The sequence below is a fragment of the Pseudomonas sp. GW821-FHT02A08 genome (assembly GCF_059422045.1).
The window spans coordinates 64,970-80,475 of record NZ_JBWKWD010000006.1; the positions used below are offsets into that span (position 1 = coordinate 64,970).

Sequence of the window (15,506 nt, forward strand, 5' to 3'; positions counted from 1 at the left end):
GCCAGGCAAGGCGTCAAGCCCAAACCAAAAGCGCTTGCCCCCCCGGTTTTATGAGGTTTTTACAGCACTTGGCAATCAATTAGAAAAAAAGCGTAACAAAACACGAATTTGTGCACGCTTGTTGCATTCATACTCAACATCGCCCGATGTGGCACCCGCTGGAAGCGGGGATCCTCAGGCAAAAAAAACAGTGGCAAGGTAGCCCGATGGAGATTCAAACGTTTCACCAGGACTCTTTTTACCGACGACAAGGCGCAAAAAACAGCATTAAAGTTGTCCGCCGGGTTGCGTCGGAGCTGGAAATTTGCGACATCTACCTTGCTGTTTGCGACAGGGTCGTAAAGAAGGCGAAAGGTTAGATGCGCAAGTATCGCCAACATTGTCGGCGTGATATAAGTTTGCGCCGACACAAAAAGAAAGAGCCGCCCAGATAATAAAACAGGTGGGACGGCAGTACTCTTCTAAAACCAAAGGAGCAAATCACGATGCGCGTGATGAAGTGGAGCATGATCGCACTGGCAGTTGCAGCAGCAGCCAGTACCCAATTGGCTACGGCCGCCCCTTTCGTAAGTGACCAGGCTGAAGCCAAAGGTATTGTTGAAGACAGCTCCTTGAACTTGCTGGTTCGCAACTACTACTTCAACCGTGACCGCAAAGATGGCGCAACCGACCAGAAAGACTGGACCCAAGGTATCTGGGGCAATTTCAGCTCCGGTTACACCCAAGGCCTGATCGGTGTTGGTGTTGACGCTTTCGGTTACCTGGCAATCAAACTGGACGGCGGTGATGGCACCGGCGGCACCGGTAACATGAGCCGCGACGCCGATGGCGAAGTTAACGACAGCCAAGGCAAAGCCGGCGGCGCCGTTAAATTCCGCGTATCGAAAACCGAGCTGAAAGTCGGCGACATGCAGCCAAGCACTGCTCCGGTGTTCGCTGTTGGCGGTTCCCGTATCCTTCCTCAAACTGCCAGCGGCATCCAGCTGCAAAGCAGCGAAGTCAAAGACCTTGACCTCGAAGCCGGTCACTTCTACTCGGCGACCAGCCAGGACCGCAACGCTCGTGACGGCGGCCTGTTTGCAACCTACGCTGGCGTAGAAGCCAACTCCATCGACTACTTCGGTGGCAAATACGGCATCACCGACAACCTGTCGGCATCGCTGTACGGCGCCAAGCTGGAAGACATCTGGAACCAGTACTACGCCAACCTGAACTACACCATCCCGCTGGGCGGCGACGAGTCGCTGAACCTGGACGGTAACATCTACAACACCAAAGACACTGGTGATGCCAAAGCGGGCGAGATCAGCAACACTGCTTACTCCCTGGCAGCCGCTTTCTCGTTCATGAAAGCACACACCATCACCCTCGCCTTCCAGAAGGTTAACGGTGACACTCCGTTCGACTACATCGGTGTGGGCAAAAACAACCGCGGCGGCGACTCGATCTTCCTCGCCAACTCCATCCAGTACTCTGACTTCAACGCCCCTGGCGAGAAGTCTGCCCAGGTTCGTTATGACCTGAAAATGGCTGAGTACGGCGTTCCAGGTCTGAGCTTCATGACCCGTTACGTTAAAGGCTGGGACATCGACGGCACCAAAACTCCAGTTGGCAGCCCTTACGCTGGCCTGTATGGCGAAGACGGCAAGCACAACGAGACCAACTTCGAAGCCAAGTACGTTGTTCAGACTGGCCCGGCAAAAGACCTGTCCTTCCGTATTCGTCAAGCATGGCACTTCGCTAACGCTGACGAAGGTGAAGGCGACGTGAAAGAGTTCCGTTTCATCGTCGACTACCCGCTGTCGGTTTTGTAATCGCATCCAGTTAGTTTGCGGTAACAAACAAAAGGCCCATCTTCGGATGGGCCTTTTTTGTTGTCTGTGAATATTGTTCAATTATTGAACAATCACCCTACATGCCTGACCGAAAAGTCAGGCATGTATGACAAGGTCTATCACTGCACTGCGGACTCCTGAACCACGCGAATAACCCGCTGTGGAAATGGAATATCGATGCCGGCCTCTCTCAGACGATCACGGGACAGTTCGTTGAACATGAACATCACGTCCCAGTAATCGGCAGTCTTTACCCAGACACGAAGCGAAAGCGTGATCGAGCTGTCACCCAGGGTAGAAACAACTGCCTGTGGTTCCGGATCTGCCAATACACGCGGATCCTTGGCCAACTCCAGCAACACTTTCCGGGCTTTCTGCAAGTCCGCTTCATAATCGACGCCTACATCAAACACCACTTTGCGGGTCGGCTGGCGATTGGTGTTGGTGATGATGCCATTCGACAGATTGCCGTTAGGCACGATGATGGTCTTGTTGTCACCGGTACGCAGTACGGTATGGAAAATCTGGATGCTGTCGACGGTGCCGGCAATCCCCTGAGCCTCGATCCAGTCACCGATGCGAAACGGGCGAAACAGCAAAATCAGCACGCCACCGGCGAAGTTCGCCAGGCTGCCCTGCAAGGCCAGGCCAATGGCCAGGCCTGCCGCACCAATCGCTGCCACAAACGAAGTGGTTTCCACACCGATCATCGAGGCCACGCTGACGACCAGCAGGATCTTGAGGATGATGTTCGCCAGGCTGCTGATAAAACCTTGCAGCGCCAGGTCGGCATTACGCAATGCAATCAGGCCGCCGAGCTTTTTCGTGACCTTGTTGATCAGCCACCAGCCGATGGCCAGGGTGATGACCGCCAGCAGTACACGGCTGCCGTATTCCATGATCATCGGGATCCAGGTTTGGGATACCTTGACCAGATTGTCTACCTCGGCATTTAAGTCCATCTACTCTCTCCTGTTTTCCGGCTACCCGGCATGCGTAAAAAAGCGGCAGAAAGATCGAACCGCGACGGGCTCAATCGTTTCTGCCGGTGCTTGGATCTGCGACGTCGCAAACGCCAAGAGGTTCCCGCTTTCAGACTCAGTCGCGGAAGTTGTTGAACTGCAGCGGCATACCGAATTCCTTGGCGCGCAGCACTGCAATGGCTTCTTGCAGGTCATCACGTTTTTTGCCGGTGATGCGAACCTGCTCGCCCTGAATGGCCGCCTGGACCTTGAGCTTGGCGTCTTTGACATGGGCGACGATTTTCTTCGCCAGCTCCTTGTCGATGCCTTCCTTGAGGACGGCTTCCTGCTTCATCAGCTTGCCCGATGCGAACGCGTCCTTGACTTCAAGGCACTGCACGTCGATTTTGCGCTTGACCAGCGCCAGCTTGAGGATCTCAATCATCGCTTCGAGCTGGAAATCCGCTTCGGCGGTCAGGTTGACGGTCAGGTCTTTTTCCTTGAACTCGAAGCTGCCTTTGCCTTTCAGGTCATAACGACGATCGAGTTCCTTGACGGCGTTCTCGACCGCGTTGGTGACTTCGTGTTTGTCCAGTTCGGATACCACGTCGAACGACGGCATGTAATCTCTCCAAATTTAAAGGCGCACTGATGGAGCACGCCTGGCTTGCGGTTAAAATCCGCGCTGATTATAACGGGTCTTTCCCATCATTCACTGCGAGCTGCCGATGCACGCCTTAAACAGAGCAAAAAGCTGATGTCCACCACCTGGCATGTACTGGGCGCCGGCAGCCTCGGCACTTTATGGGCGACACGTCTGGCACGGGCCGGAGTGCCGGTCAGGCTGATCCTGCGGGACGCCGCGAGACTGCTGGCCTATGAGACGGCCGGTGGAGTGACACTGGTGGAACACGGCGAGGCGCAACTCTATGCCGTGCCCGCCGAGACAGCCGACAATCCCCAACCGATCCACCGCCTGCTGGTGGCGTGCAAAGCCTACGACACCGAAAGTGCGGTGGCCCGATTGGCGCCACGCCTGGCTCCAGGCGCCGAACTGATCCTGCTGCAAAACGGCCTGGGCAGTCAGGACGCGGTGGCCGCACAGGTTCCTCAGGCACGCTGCATCTATGCCTCGAGTACCGAAGGTGCCTTTCGCGATGGCGATTGGCGCGTGGTGTTTGCCGGGCATGGCTTCACCTGGCTGGGGGATGCGAGCCATCCGGTGGCGCCGATCTGGCTCGATGACCTGAGCGCTGCCGGTATCCCTCACGAGTGGAGCACCGAAATCCTGACCAGGCTGTGGCGCAAACTCGCCCTAAACTGTGCGATCAATCCGCTGACGGTGCTGCACGATTGCCGCAACGGAGGTTTGCAGCAACATCACTGTGAAGTCGCCACCCTGTGCGGCGAACTGGTGGAATTGCTTGAGCGCTGTGGTCAGCCGGCAGCAGCCGAAAACCTGCAGCAGGAAGTCGAACGGGTGATTCACGCCACCGCGGCCAACTACTCCTCGATGCATCAGGACGTCACGAGCCAGCGCCGCACGGAAATCAGCTACCTGCTCGGTTACGCCTGCAAAGTGGCCGGACGTCATCAACTGAACCTGCCTCACCTCAATCAACTTGAGGCAAGGCTGATCGCCCGCCTGCAAAGCCTTGGATTGCCCAGCGACTGAGCAGCGGCTACGCTGGCCACTTGTTCCTTTTCTGCGATGAATCCGATGCCATTGCGCCAGCGCCTTGAAAACCTGCCCGTCGGCCAGAAACTGCTGGCTGCCCTGCTGGTACTGATGGTCACCGTCCTGCTGGTTGCCAACCTGACCTTTATCAGCGCCGCCTACTACATCTCCCAGGAAAGCATGGCGCCCCAGGCCCTGCAGACCATCGGCCGGCTGGTATCCAACCCGAGCCTTGCCTCCGAAGCCCTGGCGTCCCCCCAAAGCGCCGAGCGCCTGCTGAATGAACTCGACAGCTATTCGCCGTTGCGCGCGGCAGCCCTCTATGACGGTAAGGGTGAGCGATTGGCGCAATTGCAGCGTGGCGACGACCTGGAACTGCCGAAGCGATTCCGGCATATCGAAGACTGGCAGGCCACAGAGTTTCGTACCAACCAAGTCATCCCCCTGCCCCGCACCGGTGCGCCACCAGGGCACCTACTGTTGGTGGCCACAAGCGAACTGCCAATGGCGTTCTACACCGGGACCCTGACAGCCAGCCTGGGGATTCTGATCTTCAGCGTGCTGCTGTGGCTGATCATTGCCCGCCAGATCAAGCGTCTGATCACCCGGCCGATCCACCAGCTCGAAGAGTTGTCCCGACAGGTAACCCGCGAAGAAAACTACGCACTGCGTGCTTCACGCGGAAACCACGATGAAATCGGCAGCCTCGCCGAGGCGTTCAATACCATGCTCTCACGGATCGAGGCCCGGGAGCAGCAACTCAAGCGGGCCAGGGACGACTCCCAGGCAGCCTACGACCAGGCCCAGGGTCTGGCGGAAGAAACCCGCCATACCAACCGCAAACTGGAGCTCGAAGTCCAGGTGCGCAGCAAGATCGAGAAAAAGCTCACCGGTTTCCAGAACTACCTCAACAGCATCATCGACTCCATGCCGTCGGCGCTGATCGCCCTCGACGAACAGCTCTACGTGACGCAATGGAACCAGGAGGCCAGCGCCCTGTCCGGCACGCGCCTCGATGAAGCTCTGAACCAGCCAATCTTCCTGGCCTTCGAACCGCTCAAGCCGTTCTTGCCGCAACTCAAGGAAACGGTCGAGCAGCATACGGTGGCCAAGATCGAACGTGTCACCTGGCTCAAGGACGACGAACCCCGCCACTACGCCCTGACGTTCTATCCATTGATGGGCGGTGCCGGGCGTGGCGTGGTGATCCGGATCGACGACATCACCCAGCGCCTGTCCCTGGAGGAGATGATGGTGCAGTCCGAGAAAATGCTGTCGGTGGGTGGCCTGGCCGCCGGCATGGCCCACGAGATCAATAACCCGCTGGGCGCGATCCTGCACAACGTGCAAAACATTCGCCGACGCCTGTCGCCCGATTTACCGAAGAACCTCGAAGTGGCCGAACAGGCCGGCATCGAACTGGCGACGGTCAACCAGTACCTGCAAATCCGCGAAGTGCCACAGTTGCTCGACGGCATCCAGCAGGCCGGTGCCCGGGCGGCGAAAATCGTCACCCACATGCTCAGTTTCAGCCGTCGCAGCACCCGCCAGATGGCCCCGTGCGACCTGCCCGCCCTGATCGACCAGGCGGTGGAGATCGCCGGGAATGATTTCGACCTGGCGATCGGCTTCGACTTCAAGGGCCAGGCCATCATTCGCCAGTTCGATCCAGCCCTGGGACCGGTCCCCGGCACCGCCAACGAACTGGAGCAAGTGCTGCTCAACCTGTTGAAAAACGCCGCGCAAGCCATCCACCAGCGCGAAGACGACAGCGAGCCTGGGCGGATCGTTCTGCGCACCAGGCTGAATCCGCCATGGGCGGAAATTCAGGTCGAGGACAACGGCATTGGCATGAGCGAAAATGTGCGCAAACGGACCTTCGAGCCGTTTTTCACGACCAAGGAAATCGGCCAGGGCACCGGGCTTGGCCTGTCGGTGTCGTACTTCATCATCACCAATAACCACAAAGGGCAGATGGAAGTGCAATCGACCCTGGGCCAAGGCACCTGCTTCACCTTGCGCCTGCCCCTGGCGAGCACGCCGCCTGTCTCGCAAGAACTCAATCTGCTATCGAGGTAACCATGGGCTTTCGTTTGTCGAAGATTTACACCCGCACTGGCGACAAAGGCGAGACCGGGCTGGGCGATGGTCGACGCGTACCGAAAGATCACCCGCGCATCGAAGCAATTGGCGAGGTCGATACGCTGAACAGCCAGGTTGGGGTGCTTCTGGCCGGGTTGGCGGCGGAAACTGGCGAGTTTCCAGGCTTGAACGAAGTGATCGAGGTATTGGCCCCTTGTCAGCATCGGTTATTTGATCTGGGTGGTGAACTGGCGATGCCGGTGTATCAGGCGCTCAATGCAGCAGAAATCGAGCGCCTGGAAGCGGCGATCGATGTTTGGAATGAAGAATTGGGGCCACTGGAGAATTTCATCTTGCCCGGCGGTTCGGCACTGATTGCCCAGGCTCACGTCTGCCGTAGCGTCGCTCGCGGTGCCGAGCGGCGGTGTCAGCAGCTCAATGCGATTGAGCCGTTGGCCGGGGTTGGCCTGGCGTACATCAATCGGTTGTCGGATTTGTTGTTCGTGGTGGCGCGGCTGATTGCCAAGCGTCAGGGCGTGGCGGAGATTCTTTGGCAGCCGGCGGCGAAGCCTGATAAATAATCGGCGACTGTCAGGCCGCGTTCGCGGGCAAGCCCGCTCCCACAGGGATTGTTGGTGTTCACACAATCTGTGTTTCACCTTGAACACTGTGGGAGCGGGCTTGCCCGCGAAGAGGCCAGCAGGAGCGCTACAAAATCAGGCCTCAGGCCAAAACGCCCGAATCCCCGCCACACCCTGCGCACCCGCCGCCCAGGCTTTCTCGACCTCAGCCGGGCCAACCCCGCCGAGCAGGAACACCGGCTTGCTGAACCCTTCGATCAGGCTCGACGCCTGCTCCCAACCCAACGGCTCGGTGCCCGGGTGAGTCAGGGTGGGTTGAACCGGCGACAGGGTCACGAAATCCACTCCCATCTGTTCAGCCAGCTCCAACTCTTCAGCGTTATGGCATGACGCCGCCAGCCAGCGCGATGCCGGTAGCGGTCGGCCAGCCGCTGCGTACTTGCGCAGCTGCGCCGAGGTAATGTGCCAACCGGCGGACGGGAAATCGCCCAGCCATTCGAACGGCCCCTTGATCATCAATTGCGCCTTGCCGGCACACAGTCCTGCCGCATCCACGGCCAGGTCGCGATACTTCGGGTCGTATCCGTTCGGTGCACGCAACTGGATCAACTTGATACCGCCGGCAATGGCTTTCTGGATTCCCCGCAGCAAGGCCGGGGTTTCCAGATCTTCCGGGGTAATCAGGTACTGCGACGGTAATCGGGCCGCTGCGACGATCGGCTGATTGGCCGCCGGAAACTCGTAACCCGACAGATCCCGGGGCGACACCCAGGCCAGCGGTTGGCCTTCGGCGCCGTGAGGTTCGCCGGTAAACGATGAGACTTCCCAGACATCCAGCAACACCTGCTTGTCCGGGTAATCGTGCCGGATCTTGATCAGCGGGCGCGCAGCGCCGACCACGATGCCTAGCTCTTCATGAAGTTCGCGGGCCAGTGCGGTTTCGACCGACTCGTCGGCCTCGACCTTACCGCCTGGAAACTCCCACAGGCCACCCTGGTGCTGTGAATCGGCACGGCGGGCGATCAGGATCTGGCCACTGCCATCGCGGATGACGGCGGCGGCGACATGGACTCGCTTCACTTTTCCAACTCCTCCAGTCCGGCCTTCTGCCAGGCCTTGAACGCCGGCCATTGGTAGAGGGTTTCAACGTAGGCTTCGTCAATTGCAGACAGCTTCACCTGATAGGTGCGCAAACGCACGGCAATCGGTGCGAAAAACACGTCAGCCAGGGTTGCACGGCCAAACAGGTACGGCCCGGTTTCGGTCGCGGCAGCACGGCATTCGGCCCACAGCGCCGACATGCGTTCGATGTCGGCCTGAACGTCAGCCGGGACTGGCGACAACGGGGCGTCATGGCTCAGGTCAAACGGCATGTTGCCGCGCATGGCGAAAAACCCGCTGTGCATCTGCGCACACGCCGAGCGTGCCTGGGCGCGGGCGGCAGTGTCTTTGGGCCACAGGTTCGCGTCGGGAAACTGTTCTGCCAGGTATTCGGCAATCGCCAGGGAGTCGGCGATGGTGCCGTGTTCGGTTTTCAGCAGCGGGACCTTGCCGGTGGGCGAATGCTTGAGCAGACGCTCACAGGTGTCCGGCTGGTTCAGCTTGATCAATTCTTCGGTGTAGGAGGCGCCAGCCAGATCGAGGGCCAGGGCCCCGCGCAGGGACCAGGAGGAATGCAGTTTGTCGCCGATGATCAGGTGCAGGCTCATATTCGGGACCTTTTGGTGGGGGTATGGCCAGACTCTTTAGTGTCTGATCGGCCGCCTTCGCGAGCAAGCCCGCTCCCACAGTGGTTTGAGGTGTACACAAATCAAATGTGGGAGCGGGCTTGCTCGCGAATGGGGCGACTCGGTCATGAACCGTGTATCAAGTACGGTACTCGGCGTTGATCTTCACGTACTCGTGGGACAGGTCGGTGGTCCAGATGGTTTCGCTGCAATCGCCACGACCCAACTCGATACGGATAGTGATTTCTTCCTGCTGCATCACCGCCGCGCCCTGGACTTCGGTGTAGGTCGCCGCGCGCGCGCCACGGCTGGCAATGCACACGTCGCCGAGGAACACGTCAATCTTGCTCACGTCCAGGTTTGGCACACCGGCACGGCCTACGGCCGCCAGGATACGGCCCCAGTTCGGGTCCGAAGCAAACAGCGCGGTCTTGATCAGCGGCGAGTGAGCCACGGTGTAACCGACGTCCAGACACTCCTGGTGATTGCCGCCGCCATTGACTTCAACGGTGACGAATTTGGTTGCGCCTTCACCGTCACGAACGATGGCCTGGGCCACGTCCATGCACACTTCGAACACCGCTTGCTTGAGCTTGGCGAACAGCTCGCCTTCGGCGCGGGTGATTTCCGGCAGTGCGGCCTGACCGGTGGCGATCAGCATGCAGCAGTCGTTGGTCGATGTATCACCATCGATGGTGATGCGGTTGAACGACTTGTTGGCGCCGTCCAGTATCAGGTTTTGCAGCACGTCGCGCGAGACTTTGGCGTCGGTGGCGATATAGCCGAGCATGGTCGCCATGTTCGGGCGAATCATGCCGGCGCCTTTGCTGATGCCGGTAACGGTGATGGTCACACCGTCGTGCTGGAACTGACGGCTCGCGCCTTTTGGCAGGGTGTCTGTGGTCATGATGCCGGTGGCGGCAGCTTCCCAGTTGTGGATCGACAGGTCGTCGAGGGCCGCCTGCAGCGCGCCTTCGATTTTCTCGACCGGCAGTGGCTCGCCGATTACACCGGTGGAGTACGGCAGCACCTGGTTGGCATCGACACCGGTCAACTCGGCCAGTTTCGCGCAAGTGCGCTCGGCGGCGACCAGGCCAGGCTCACCGGTTCCGGCGTTGGCATTGCCGGTGTTGGTCAGCAGGTAACGCACAGGGCCTTGCACGCGTTGCTTGGCCAGGATCACCGGTGCGGCGCAAAAGGCGTTCAGGGTGAACACGCCGGCAACCGTGGAGCCTTCTACACAGCGCATGACCACAACATCCTTGCGCCCCGGGCGCTTGATGCCGGCCGAGGCGATACCGAGTTCAAAACCGGCAACCGGGTGCAACGTTGGCAAAGGACCAAGACCAACAGCCATGAATGCGCTCCTTTATAAATGATGTCTGCACCGTTTCAGCAGAACGGTGGTTCGAATGGTAAAACGCCGCGACGGCAGAAGCCGGTCGCGGCGCGGGTATTTCAGCGATTGAAACGGGTTTTACTGAATCTGCCCGTGGCAATGCTTGAACTTCTTGCCCGAACCGCAGTAGCACAGCTCATTGCGACCCAGCTTCTGCTCGTTGCGAACCGGCGCGGCAGCGAGGGCAACATCGACCTCTTCGCCCAACACTTCCGGCTGCTCCAGACCTGGGGCTTCTTCATGCAGGAACTGCATGCGAGCGGCCAATGCCTCGGCTTCCTGACGCAGGCGCTGCTCTTCTTCGATCGGGTCTTCGCGGCGAACCTGAACGTGGGACAGCACACGGATCGAATCGCGCTTGATCGAATCCAGCAATTCGGAGAACAGGGTGAACGACTCGCGCTTGTATTCCTGCTTCGGGTTCTTCTGGGCATAACCACGCAAGTGGATACCGTGACGCAGGTGGTCCATGGTCGACAGGTGGTCTTTCCACAGGTCGTCCAGTACGCGCAGAACGATTTGCTTCTCGAAGGTGCGCAGCGCTTCGGCGCCCGCCTGGTCTTCTTTCTCGTTGTACGCCGCGATCAGTTCCTGCATCAGTTTCTCGCGCAGGGTTTCTTCGTACAGGTGATCGTCTTCGTCGAGCCATTGCTGGATCGGCAGCGTCACACCGAAATCGCTCTGCAATGCAGCTTCCAGACCTGCCACGTCCCACTGCTCAGGCAGCGATTGCGGAGGAATGTGCGCGCTGACGGTGGCGTCGAGCACGTCCTGACGGAAGTCGGCGATGGTCTCGCCGATGTTGTCGGCGGCCAGCAACGTGTTACGCATGTGATAGATCACTTTACGCTGTTCGTTGTTGACGTCGTCGAACTCGAGCAGTTGCTTGCGAATGTCGAAGTTGCGGCCTTCAACCTTGCGCTGGGCCTTTTCGATGGCGTTGGTCACCATGCGGTGCTCGATCGCTTCACCAGGCTGCATGCCCAGAGCCTTCATGAAGTTCTTCACCCGGTCAGAGGCGAAGATGCGCATCAGGCTGTCTTCCAGCGACAGGTAGAAACGGCTGGAACCGGCGTCGCCCTGACGACCGGCACGACCACGCAGCTGGTTGTCGATACGGCGCGATTCATGACGCTCGGAGGCAATCACCTGCAAACCGCCCGATTCGAGCACTTGTTGGTGACGCTTCTGCCAGTCGGCCTTGATCTGGGCAATCTGCTCAGGGGTCGGGTTTTCCAGGGAAGCCACTTCCACTTCCCAGTTACCGCCCAACAGGATGTCGGTACCACGACCGGCCATGTTGGTGGCGATGGTCAGTGCGCCCGGGCGACCGGCCTGGGCAATGATCTCGGCTTCCTTTTCGTGGAACTTGGCGTTCAGGACCTTGTGTTCGATGCCTTCCTTCACGAGCAGGCTGGACATGTGCTCGGAGGTTTCGATGGTGGCAGTACCGACCAGAACCGGACGGCCCGCGGCCATGCTTTCCTTGATGTCGGCCACGATTGCCGCGTATTTCTCGTCGGCGGTCAGGAACACCAGGTCGTTGTAGTCCTTACGGGCCAGCGGCTTGTTCGGTGGAATCACCATGACCTGCAGGCCATAGATCTGATGGAACTCGAACGCTTCGGTGTCGGCCGTACCGGTCATGCCGGACAGCTTGTTGTACAGACGGAAGTAGTTCTGGAAGGTGGTCGACGCCAACGTCTGGCTTTCGGCCTGGATGTTCAGGTTTTCCTTGGCTTCGATGGCCTGGTGCAGGCCTTCGGACAAGCGGCGGCCCGGCATGGTACGGCCGGTGTGCTCGTCGACCAGTATGACCTGACCGTCCTGCACGATGTATTCGACGTTGCGATGGAACAGCTTGTGCGCGCGCAGGCCGGCGTAGACGTGAGTCAGCAGGCTCAGGTTGTGCGCCGAGTACAGGCTCTCGCCTTCAGCCAGCAGGCCGATGCGGGTCAGCGTTTCTTCGACGTACTGGTGACCGGCTTCGTTGAGCTCGACCTGACGGGTCTTCTCGTCGACGGTGTAGTGACCGGCCTGGGTCACTTCGCCTTCGACTTCTTCAACGTGCAGCTTGAGCTGCGGGATCAGCTTGTTGACCTCGATGTACAGCTTGGAGCTGTCCTCGGCCTGACCGGAGATGATCAGCGGCGTACGGGCTTCGTCGATGAGGATGGAGTCGACTTCGTCGATCACGGCAAAATTGAGTTCACGCTGGAATTTTTCTTCCATGCTGAACGCCATGTTGTCGCGCAGGTAATCGAAACCGAATTCGTTGTTGGTGCCGTAGGTGATGTCGGCGGCGTAGGCAGCGCGCTTCTCTTCCGGCGGCTGGAACGGCGTGACAACGCCGACCGTCATGCCGAGGAATTCATACAGCGGGCGCATCCAGTTGGCGTCGCGGCGGGCCAGGTAGTCGTTCACCGTCACAACGTGCACACCGTTGCCGGACAGCGCGTTGAGGTAAACGCCCAGTGTTGCCACCAGGGTCTTGCCTTCACCGGTACGCATTTCCGCGATCATGCCTTCATGCAAGGTCATGCCGCCGATCAGCTGGACATCGAAGTGGCGCATGCCCATGACACGCTTGCCGGCTTCGCGGGCGACCGCAAAGGCTTCTGGCAGCAGTTTGTCGAGGGATTCCCCTTTGGCGATGCGGGCCTTGAACTCGCTTGTCTTGGCACGCAATTGATCGTCCGAAAGGGCCACCATTTGCTCTTCGAAGGCATTGACGAGTTGCACCGTCTTGAGCATGCGTTTGACTTCACGCTCGTTCTTGCTTCCAAAAAGTTTCTTTAACAAAGGCGCAAACATATCGGCAGGATCTTCCACACTAAAGGGATGGAGGGCGGCCCCGTGAGTCGCCCGTGCAGCCCTCATGGCCGCATGCGAACGAGCATTCTACCCGGAAACGATGGAGAGGAAAGTGGCGATATTCCACGATGCTGGCACAGCGCTTTGACGGGGCTCACTTAAAATAAGGGCGTTTTGCTCAACTTCAAGCCGTTCAAGGCAGAAGTTAGTTGTTGATTTAATGGGCAAAGCACCCACAAAAGCAATGGGCGGGTGCATCCGGCGCTTTCTGCTACCATGGCGCCTCTGTTACTTCAGGTGTCTGATCATGGCATTTCGCCCACTTACGGCCAAAGTACCTGCCGTTCTACTACGCGAAGCCAAGCCGCTGAAGGCCATTCTCGGCCACGCTCAACGCCTGGGTCATCTGCAACGTTTGCTCGAAAGCCAATTGCAACCCGCCGCTCGCGAGCATTGCCACGTGGCTTCCTGGCGCGAAGGCAGTTTGTTGCTGATTGTCACTGACGGTCATTGGGCAACCCGCCTGCGCTACCAGCAGAAACGCCTGCAACGGCAACTGCAAATGTTCGACGAGTTTGCCAATCTGACCCGGATCCTGTTCAAAGTTCAACCGCCGACCGTTCAGCAAGGTGCGGCCGGGCATACGATGGATTTGTCCAACGACGCGGCAGCGACCATTCAGGCCACGGCCGATGGCATCAGCGACCCGAATTTGCGGGCGGCGCTGGAGCGGTTGGCGGCGCACGCCAAATCCAAAACCTGACACTGGACCAATGTGGGAGCGGGCTTGCTCGCGAAAGCGGTACATCAGTCACATCAATGTTGAATGTACTGACGCCTTCGCGAGCAAGCCCGCTCCCACAGTTAGATTGTGTCCACTTGCTACCGGCGCTTGCTGCCGCCCAGTAACGAGCCCATCAAGCCGCGCACCAACTGTCGGCCAATCTGGTTTGCCGCCTGTTGCATCGCCGATTTCAGCGCCTTCCCTGCCGCGGTACCGAGGAATTCTCCCGCCTGCTCGGTGAAGCTCGGTTCCTGTTTGCCCTGCTCCGCTTCGGGCTCAGGCGCCAGTCCCTTGCGTCCCACCAGCACCTCATAGGCTGATTCGCGATCGATCGGTTGGTCATAACGCCCTTTGAACGGTGAGCCTGCGATCAATATCGTGCGCTCGGTTTCCGTCAAAGGCCCGATCCGCGATTGCGGCGGTGCCACCAGCACCCGCTGGACCATTTCCGGCGTGCCTTTTTCCTGCAGGGTGCCGACCAGCGCCTCACCGATCCCGAGTTCGGTCAACACCGCTAAGGCATCGAACGCAGGATTCGGCCGGAAACCCTCGGCCACCGCGCGCAGGGACTTCTGCTCCTTTGCGGTGAACGCACGCAGACCGTGCTGGATGCGCAAGCCCAACTGCGCCAGCACATCATCAGGCAGGTCACCCGGCGACTGGGTGACGAAATACACGCCCACGCCTTTCGAACGAATCAGCCTCACGACCTGTTCCAGGCGATCACGCAATGCCTGGGGCGTACCGTTGAACAGCAAGTGGGCCTCGTCGAAGAACAGCGCCAGCAACGGTTTGTCGGCATCGCCACGCTCGGGCAACTGTTCGAACAGCTCGGCCAGCAGCCACAGCAGGAACGTCGCGTAGACTTTCGGCGCCTCATGCACCAGGCGGCTGGCATCCAGCAAATGAATGCGACCACGGCCGTCCGCCGTGGGCTGGAGGATGTCTTCGAGTTGCAGCGCCGGCTCGCCGAACAGGGCTTCGGCGCCCTGTTGCTCCAGGGTCGCCAGTCGTCGCAGCAGCGCCTGACTGGAGCCGGTGGTCATCAACGCCGCATCGTCGCCCAGCAACTGGGGGTTGTCCCGCAGGTGATTGAGCAACGCCTTCAGGTCCTTGAGATCGAGCAACAACAGGCCTTCGCGGTCCGCCACCTTGAACGCGGCATACAGCGCCGACTGCTGACTGTCGGTCAGCTCCAGCAGGCTGCCCAGCAGTAGCGGCCCCATTTCACTCAAGGTTGTGCGTAAAGGATGACCGGACTGACCGTGTATGTCCCACAGCGTCACGGGATAAGCCTGAGGCTTATGGTTGAGCCAGGGCATCCCGGCAATCCGCTCGGCGATCTTGCCCTGAGGGTTGCCCGCGGCGCCAAGTCCGCACAGGTCACCCTTGATGTCGGCGGCGAACACCGCCACGCCGGCATCGCTGAAGGCTTCGGCCAATCGTTGCAAAGTGACGGTCTTGCCGGTGCCGGTCGCGCCCGCGATCAATCCGTGGCGGTTCGCCAGGCGCATGGCCTGGGCAATCGGCTGCCCTTTGAGATCGGCGCCGATAACGAGTTGCAATGAGTCAGGCATTTGGTCACCCATGATTAATCTTTGGTCCTGCACGGCCGATAGAGATAACGACAAAGCAGTCAGACAC

12 protein-coding genes are annotated in these 15,506 nt (G+C 59.5%); 5 read left to right on the forward strand and 7 right to left on the reverse strand.

Annotated features, from left to right (window positions below; all coding sequences use genetic code 11):
• Positions 1-485: 485 nt before the first annotated feature.
• Positions 486-1,814, forward strand: coding sequence for an OprD family porin (locus AC07W4_RS06475; RefSeq protein WP_007977342.1), 1,329 nt, complete (start codon positions 486-488; stop codon positions 1,812-1,814).
• A 140-nt stretch (positions 1,815-1,954) separates the two neighbouring features.
• On the opposite strand, the gene AC07W4_RS06480 is transcribed toward AC07W4_RS06475, so the two are convergent.
• Complete coding sequence (locus tag AC07W4_RS06480; protein ID WP_495031882.1) at positions 1,955-2,797, reverse strand: mechanosensitive ion channel family protein; 843 nt, start codon at positions 2,795-2,797, stop codon at positions 1,955-1,957.
• A gap of 136 nt (positions 2,798-2,933) precedes the next feature.
• A complete protein-coding gene (locus tag AC07W4_RS06485; protein ID WP_007977344.1) occupies positions 2,934-3,419 on the reverse strand; it encodes a YajQ family cyclic di-GMP-binding protein in 486 nt (161 codons plus the stop codon).
• A 135-nt stretch (positions 3,420-3,554) separates the two neighbouring features.
• Here AC07W4_RS06485 and AC07W4_RS06490 point away from each other — a divergent pair, with 135 nt between their 5' ends.
• From AC07W4_RS06490 to AC07W4_RS06500, 3 genes are read left to right on the forward strand one after another with little or no spacing between them, the layout of a single operon-like run.
• Positions 3,555-4,472 carry a putative 2-dehydropantoate 2-reductase gene (locus AC07W4_RS06490; RefSeq protein WP_008052466.1) on the forward strand — a complete coding sequence of 306 codons (918 nt, stop codon included), beginning with the start codon at positions 3,555-3,557 and terminating at the stop codon, positions 4,470-4,472.
• Between the two features lie 45 nt (positions 4,473-4,517).
• Entirely contained in the window at positions 4,518-6,554 is a 2,037-nt protein-coding gene (locus AC07W4_RS06495; RefSeq protein ID WP_495031883.1) for a sensor histidine kinase, read from the forward strand.
• Positions 6,555-6,556: 2 nt separating this feature from the next.
• The gene (locus AC07W4_RS06500) at positions 6,557-7,138 is read left to right on the forward strand and encodes a cob(I)yrinic acid a,c-diamide adenosyltransferase (protein ID WP_495031884.1); all 582 of its coding nucleotides are present in this window, start codon (positions 6,557-6,559) and stop codon (positions 7,136-7,138) included.
• Between the two features lie 135 nt (positions 7,139-7,273).
• Here the strand turns inward: AC07W4_RS06500 and AC07W4_RS06505 are convergent, their stop codons facing one another.
• The 4 genes from AC07W4_RS06505 to secA form a co-directional block, all read right to left on the reverse strand.
• Positions 7,274-8,218 (reverse strand): Nudix family hydrolase, encoded by a 945-nt coding sequence (locus tag AC07W4_RS06505; RefSeq protein ID WP_495031885.1) that lies wholly within the window; start codon positions 8,216-8,218, stop codon positions 7,274-7,276.
• Positions 8,215-8,847, reverse strand: coding sequence for a glutathione S-transferase family protein (locus tag AC07W4_RS06510; protein ID WP_495031886.1), 633 nt, complete (start codon positions 8,845-8,847; stop codon positions 8,215-8,217). Before AC07W4_RS06510 ends, AC07W4_RS06505 begins: the two co-directional genes overlap by 4 nt.
• Positions 8,848-9,004: 157 nt before the next feature.
• Positions 9,005-10,222 (reverse strand): bifunctional glutamate N-acetyltransferase/amino-acid acetyltransferase ArgJ, encoded by a 1,218-nt coding sequence (gene argJ, locus AC07W4_RS06515; protein ID WP_495031887.1) that lies wholly within the window; start codon positions 10,220-10,222, stop codon positions 9,005-9,007.
• 120 nt (positions 10,223-10,342) lie between these two features.
• Entirely contained in the window at positions 10,343-13,078 is a 2,736-nt protein-coding gene (secA, locus tag AC07W4_RS06520) for a preprotein translocase subunit SecA (RefSeq protein ID WP_032829809.1), read from the reverse strand.
• A 307-nt stretch (positions 13,079-13,385) separates the two neighbouring features.
• Between secA and AC07W4_RS06525 the strand changes: the two genes are divergently transcribed.
• Complete coding sequence (locus AC07W4_RS06525) at positions 13,386-13,841, forward strand: DUF721 domain-containing protein (RefSeq protein ID WP_008052476.1); 456 nt, start codon at positions 13,386-13,388, stop codon at positions 13,839-13,841.
• Positions 13,842-13,960: 119 nt separating this feature from the next.
• On the opposite strand, the gene AC07W4_RS06530 is transcribed toward AC07W4_RS06525, so the two are convergent.
• Positions 13,961-15,439, reverse strand: a complete 1,479-nt coding sequence (locus AC07W4_RS06530; RefSeq protein ID WP_495031888.1) for a helicase HerA-like domain-containing protein — start codon at positions 15,437-15,439, stop codon at positions 13,961-13,963.
• Positions 15,440-15,506 lie beyond the last annotated feature (67 nt).

Bases quoted from the DNA above. Each gene is read 5' to 3' on its own strand.
- AC07W4_RS06475 (WP_007977342.1), top strand. From the start codon at position 486: ATGCGCGTGATGAAGTGGAGCATGATCGCACTGGCAGTTGCAGCAGCA.
- AC07W4_RS06480 (WP_495031882.1), bottom strand. From the start codon at position 2,797: ATGGACTTAAATGCCGAGGTAGACAATCTGGTCAAGGTATCCCAAACC.
- AC07W4_RS06485 (WP_007977344.1), bottom strand. From the start codon at position 3,419: ATGCCGTCGTTCGACGTGGTATCCGAACTGGACAAACACGAAGTCACC.
- AC07W4_RS06490 (WP_008052466.1), top strand. From the start codon at position 3,555: ATGTCCACCACCTGGCATGTACTGGGCGCCGGCAGCCTCGGCACTTTA.
- AC07W4_RS06495 (WP_495031883.1), top strand. From the start codon at position 4,518: ATGCCATTGCGCCAGCGCCTTGAAAACCTGCCCGTCGGCCAGAAACTG.
- AC07W4_RS06500 (WP_495031884.1), top strand. From the start codon at position 6,557: ATGGGCTTTCGTTTGTCGAAGATTTACACCCGCACTGGCGACAAAGGC.
- AC07W4_RS06510 (WP_495031886.1), bottom strand. From the start codon at position 8,847: ATGAGCCTGCACCTGATCATCGGCGACAAACTGCATTCCTCCTGGTCC.
- argJ (WP_495031887.1), bottom strand. From the start codon at position 10,222: ATGGCTGTTGGTCTTGGTCCTTTGCCAACGTTGCACCCGGTTGCCGGT.
- secA (WP_032829809.1), bottom strand. From the start codon at position 13,078: ATGTTTGCGCCTTTGTTAAAGAAACTTTTTGGAAGCAAGAACGAGCGT.
- AC07W4_RS06525 (WP_008052476.1), top strand. From the start codon at position 13,386: ATGGCATTTCGCCCACTTACGGCCAAAGTACCTGCCGTTCTACTACGC.
- AC07W4_RS06530 (WP_495031888.1), bottom strand. From the start codon at position 15,439: ATGCCTGACTCATTGCAACTCGTTATCGGCGCCGATCTCAAAGGGCAG.